Source organism: Agromyces sp. NPDC056965 (genome assembly GCF_042673425.1).
GTDB lineage: Bacteria > Actinomycetota > Actinomycetes > Actinomycetales > Microbacteriaceae > Agromyces.
Window position 1 is genome coordinate 1 of the sequence record NZ_JBHURI010000142.1, and the last position, 5,302, is coordinate 5,302.

The 5,302-nt window shown below is 71.7% G+C and carries 2 protein-coding genes; one reads left to right on the plus strand and one right to left on the minus strand.

The features are described 5' to 3' along the window. Positions 1-158: 158 nt before the first annotated feature. Entirely contained in the window at positions 159-1,124 is a 966-nt protein-coding gene (locus tag ACFTQE_RS19830) for an acetylxylan esterase (protein WP_376926682.1), read from the minus strand. A gap of 98 nt (positions 1,125-1,222) precedes the next feature. Between ACFTQE_RS19830 and ACFTQE_RS19835 the strand changes: the two genes are divergently transcribed. After that, on the plus strand, positions 1,223-5,263 hold the full coding sequence (locus tag ACFTQE_RS19835) for a hypothetical protein (protein WP_376926683.1): 4,041 nt from the start codon (positions 1,223-1,225) through the stop codon (positions 5,261-5,263). Positions 5,264-5,302 lie beyond the last annotated feature (39 nt).

Sequence of the window (5,302 nt, forward strand, 5' to 3'; positions counted from 1 at the left end):
GCGGAGGGACCCGCGGGCGGCCGGCGTTCGGCGCGCCCGCGGCATCCGCTCGGCTGCGGTGCCGTGCCGTGCCGTGCCGCGTCGGGGCGTGCAGTGCCGCGCCGTGCCGTGCCGCGTCGGGGCGTGCAGTGCCGTGCAGTCCGGCCGAGGCGATCGGCTCAGCCGAGGCGGTCGGCCGGGAGGGCGAGGAAGTCGGCGGCGGCGCTGCGCGCCATCCGTTCGCCGACCTCCGCGACGGGCCCGTCGAGGTGCCCGTTCGGTCGCACGGTGAGCCGTTTCGGGCACGTGAGCGCGTGGTAGACGGCGAACTGGCCCCGCGGGTCGACGGCGGGATCGAGCACCGCCGCCGCGACGTGCACCGGCACGTCGATGCGCCGTGCCGCGACGGCGGCGTCGAAGTAGCCGAGCACCGGGCGCACCTCGGGGTGCTGCTGCAGGTGCCGGCGCACGGCCTCGCCGCTGCCCGTGCAGCGGCGGGTGAGGCGGATCGAATGGTGTCCGAAGCTCGGCACGTCGAGCGAGGCGCGACGGAAGCGGGCGTCCCACGGGAGGGCCATCGCCCCGATGCCGCCGCCGAAGCTGCCGCCGCTGAAGTCGAGCGCCTCGGCGGCCGCCGGTGCGGCGTCGAGCAGCACGGTCGCGGCTCGCCAGACATCCGCTGCGGCGAAGCGGTGCGAGTAGGTGTCGCGGTGCGCGATGCCCGCGAGCACGTGCTCGTCGGGCAGCGCGGGGAAGCGGCTCGAGGTGTTGGGCGCCGTGCCGGGAGCGGCCGGGAAGACGGCGGCGGTGTCGGCGGGCACTTGCTCGAGGTCGGGGGCGGTGCGGCCGCCGTAGCCGTGTCCGATCACGAGGCCGCGGCGCACGGATGCCTCGGCGCGCGGGACCACGAGGAACGCCACGGCCTGTTCGCCGGCGGATGACTCGAACCGGATCTCCGTCACGAGGTGGGTCGCGGTGGCCTCGAGGTCGCGCACGCGCCGCCAGGCGACGGGGCCCGTACCGAGCTCATCGAACGTGCCCCGCCAGAACTCGTCGAAGTCGGCGGGCTCCTCGGCCCGCGCAGGCGGCGACAGGAGCGCCGTCAACGAGTACTCCGTCAGTTCCTCGGATCGGTTCGGGGTCACCGTGTGCTCCTCTCAGGACGCGTGCATGGTCGACGCTATCGGCACCGCTGACAGCATGACCGTTGACACTCTCGCATATCGAATGCATCATATGCATTATGGATTCAACGACGAGCCAGGCCACTGACCATGCTGCGATCGATGACGACTCTGGAGCCGGCACCGGCTCGGGGCTGTGGAGCCGGCGTTCAGCGCTCCAGCTGCTCCTGGCCGCGGGCGTGCTCCCCGCGGTGCTCGGCGGCCAGCCGGAAGCCGCCGCGGCGGATCCGGGGTTCAGCGCCGCGAACGGCGCCTACGCCGACGCCCTGCGCCGGCTCGACAAGCCGAACCTCTCCCTGACGCGAATCGCACGACTCGTCGGACGCAAGCATCGGATGACCTTCTTCCAGGCCCGGTGGGACGGCGGGGAGACGATCGTCCGCGATCTCGAGATCAAGCACGACGGCGGATGGCTGTCGTTGACCGATCCCGAGCACCGCTTCGACGAGCAATGGGTCGTACTGGCCGGCACGCTCCCCTCGGGCAGCGCACCCGAACTGTACGGGCCGTTGCAGCCGGCCTGGCTGGGCTTCACCTCGTATCGGCGCCTCAATGGGCGGGCGATCGAACTGCGGACCAGCACCGACGACGTGGAGCTCATCGTGCGCTGGCGGCTCGACGGAGACCATCCCGAGGCGCACTACGTGCTGAAGGCCAAGAAGGCCGGCGACTACCTCGTCGGGTACCAGAGCCAGGACGCCAAGACGCTCGACGACCTCAGCGAGGTGCTCTGCGGCTCGTACCAGCACGCGCTCACCGTGGTCGACGGTTCGGCCCCGCTCGGCGCATGGGAGTTGTTCGCGCCGATGGCGCTGACCCAGTACGCGGTCGCCGACGTCGCCGTCACCTCGGGGGTGTACCTGCCCGCCGAGGTGGCCGAGTTCGTGCACGAGCGCCAACTGATGTCGGATCGCCAGCCCTACGGGATGAGCCTCCGGAACGACAGCCTCGACATCGTGCCGTCGGTCTACGCACCGCAACCGGGCCTTCGAACGGCCATGGCCGCCGGTGAGCGACGCGGCTTCGCCTTCGGGCTGGCGGCTCGCGCCGGAACGCTGTACGACACCTACACCGAGCTGTGCCGCGGCGAGTACGGCATGACGGCCTACCGGAGCAACGTCTACGACCGGTCGCTGACGGACGCCGTGCACGCGATGACGGAGCTGATCGCGATCGAGCCCGACGGCGACGACTCGGTCGACTTCATCCCCTCGTACTCGGGTTGGTGGAACCGCGCCAAGGGGTTCGTCGACGTGGAGAACGAGGATGCGGTGCGCACCGCGGCCAGCGGCGTGCTGCTCTCGGCGCACTACCTGACCGGCACGGCGGACGGCACGCTCTACGACCGGCGGGCCCGCCCGGCCATCGAGTACCAGCTCTCGCGCAAGGGCATCGGGCACTCACCCGTGATCGGCGGCTCGGTCTACAACGACAAGACGCAGTACCGGATCGGCCGGATCCCCACGGACGCGGTGAACCTGACCGCGCTCTCCCAGCTCACCCACGGCCGCAACGCGGGGATCCAGCGCCTCGCGGTGCAGGCCACCAAGGCCGGCGTCGTCGGGCAGAGCCGGGCGCCGTTCGCGACCGCACTGGCGACGTACCAGCTCACGGGAGACCCGGCCTACCTCGCCGAGGCGACCCTGATCGGCCGGCGCTACGTGCAGGAGGAGATCCTCACGCCGTATCGCGGCAACGGGCAGCCGCCGGGCGGATTCGCCTACAGCTTCTCGAAGTACTGGGTCGACCTGCTCGTGCTGTTCGAGCTGACCGGCGAGGCCGTCTTCCTCGAGGGGGCGCATCGCGAGGCGCAACGGTTCATCACCCAGACCGCGGTGCGCCCGGTGCCGAACCAGAAGGTCACCGTGCCCGAGGGGCACGTGATCACGCAGCAGTACGACTGGGAGTCGCGGAGCTCCCTGCCCGAGTATCCGACCACCGACGTCGCGACCGAGACCGTGCCCGCCTGGTACGTCTCGCCGACCGGCCTCACCTTCGAGGCGCTCTCATCGTTCAAGCTCGGGGTCAGTTCGCTCACCGACCCGGGCGGCGGATACGTCTTCAACCCGTGCTGGGCCGGAGCGCTGCTGCGACTCGCGCACCACACCGGGGACTCGATGCTCGCCGACGTCGCGCACAACATGGTGATCGGCCGGTTCACCACGTATCCCGGGTACTACAGCCGCCAGTTCCAGGTGGCGCAGATGAAGCCCGACTTCGCCACGAGCGGCCCGGTCGGGATCACCGGGTACTACTTCCACCACGCACCCGCCCAGCTCGGCCTCGCGATGGACTACCTGATCAACGAGAGCTACTACCGCAGCTCGGGTGCGATCGACTTCCCGCACGTGTTCGAGGCCGACTTCGCCTACTTCAAGTTCTTCGCCTTCGGCCACGCCCCCGGCACCTTCTTCGGCGAGGGCGGCGTCTGGCCGTACTTCCCGGCCGGCCTGATCTCGCTCGACAACCCGTTGGTCAACTGGATGACCGCGGTCGGCAACGACGCCCTGTACGTCAGCCTCACGAACTCCGCGGCCGACGCGCAGTCCGTGGTCGTCGACCTCACCGGCGAGCTGACGGGACTCTCGTCCGGCGATGCGCCGGTGGTCGAGGTCGTGGCCGCCGACGGCACCCGCTCGACCCAGACCGTCGCACGCGGCCGCATCAAGGTCCGCGTGCCCGGCCACGGACTCGTCGCCCTGGTCGTGCGGGGCGTCACGGTCGAGCGACCGGCGCTGCCGTTCGACGACATCGTCGACCACGGCCCCGACAGCTTCCACGAGGTCGACTCCGATCCGGCGACCGACTACGGCCTCGCCCGCGGGGTGCTGCTCGTGCGGCCCGGCCGCGCCGGCTACGACGCCTACGTGCAGATCGACACGGAGGAGCCGGCCACCCTCGGCTACCGCATCGGCGACGGGCCGGCGAAGCAGGCGGCGGCGAAGGGCTACCCCTACGAGTGGACGATCCCCGTCGACTCGTCGGCCGACGAGTTCAGCTACGCGATCACCGTCGGCTCGGCGACCACCGACGAGGTCACCCTGCGCCTGCCCGGCCGCATCAGCGGCGCCGACACCGGGGTGGCCGGCGACGTGGTCGCCCAGGCGACCGGCACGGCCGGCGACCGGGTGCCGCTCGTCATCGAGGTGCGCAACGCCACCGACGAGCCGTTCGCCGGCGACGTGGCACTGACGCTGCCCGACGGCTGGCAGCTCGACGGCGGCGTTCCGAGCGTCTCGGTGCCCGCGCAGACGACCACCAGGGTCGACGCCGCGGCGATCATCGCGCCGGGTTCCACGCCCGGCGAGGTCCGGATCGAGGCATCCGTGCCCGTCGCCGACGGTGAGCCCGTGGTGCTGCGCCCGGCGGCGATCGACGTGATCGACAGCCGCCGGCTGGTCTCGCTCACCACCGACACCGCCATCGTCAGCGGTCCGGGCGCGACTGCGCGGCTCACCGCCCTGGTGATCAACACCGGCGTCACCCCGCTCCGCGCCACGCTCGCGCTCTTCGGCGTGACCGGGTGGAGCGTCGGCCAGAAGGACGTCGTGATCGAGGTGCCGCCGCGGTCCGACCTGACCCACACCTGGACGGTGACGGCCGGATCGGCCGTGAAGCCGGGATCGACGAGCCGGTTCGAGGCGCGGCTCGACGGGACCCTCCGCCGCGGCGTGCTCGTGCGGGTCGCCGACGAGGGGCTGATCGCCCACACGCAGTCGCCGTGGCCCGGCTACCTGGAGACCGGCCTGTGGTTCCCGAGCGGCCTGACCGGCTGGAACGGCACCCGGACCCGCTACAGCGACGTCGACTCCGTGGGCAGCACCGTGACCTGGCAGGTGAACCTGCCGGAGCCCGGCGAGTACCGGGTCTCCGTCTGGTACCCGACGAACCCGACGACCACGACCTCGGCGGCCTACGTCGTCGAGCACGAGGGCGGCAGCACCGAGGTCGTCGTGAACCAGACCGAGGGGGCGGCGGAATGGCGCCGGCTCGGCACCTTCCGCTACGGCGCCGGCGCCGTCGGCGTGGTGCGCCTCGAGGTCCGCAACACCGCGTTCCACCGCGTCAGTGCGGCGCAGTTCGTCCGCGTCGGGGACTGACAGCGGAAACCCGCCGGCCGAGTGCGATGTGCACCGGCC

Coding starts and splice junctions, on each gene's coding strand:
- ACFTQE_RS19835 (WP_376926683.1), top strand. CDS start 1,223: ATGGATTCAACGACGAGCCAGGCCACTGACCATGCTGCGATCGATGAC.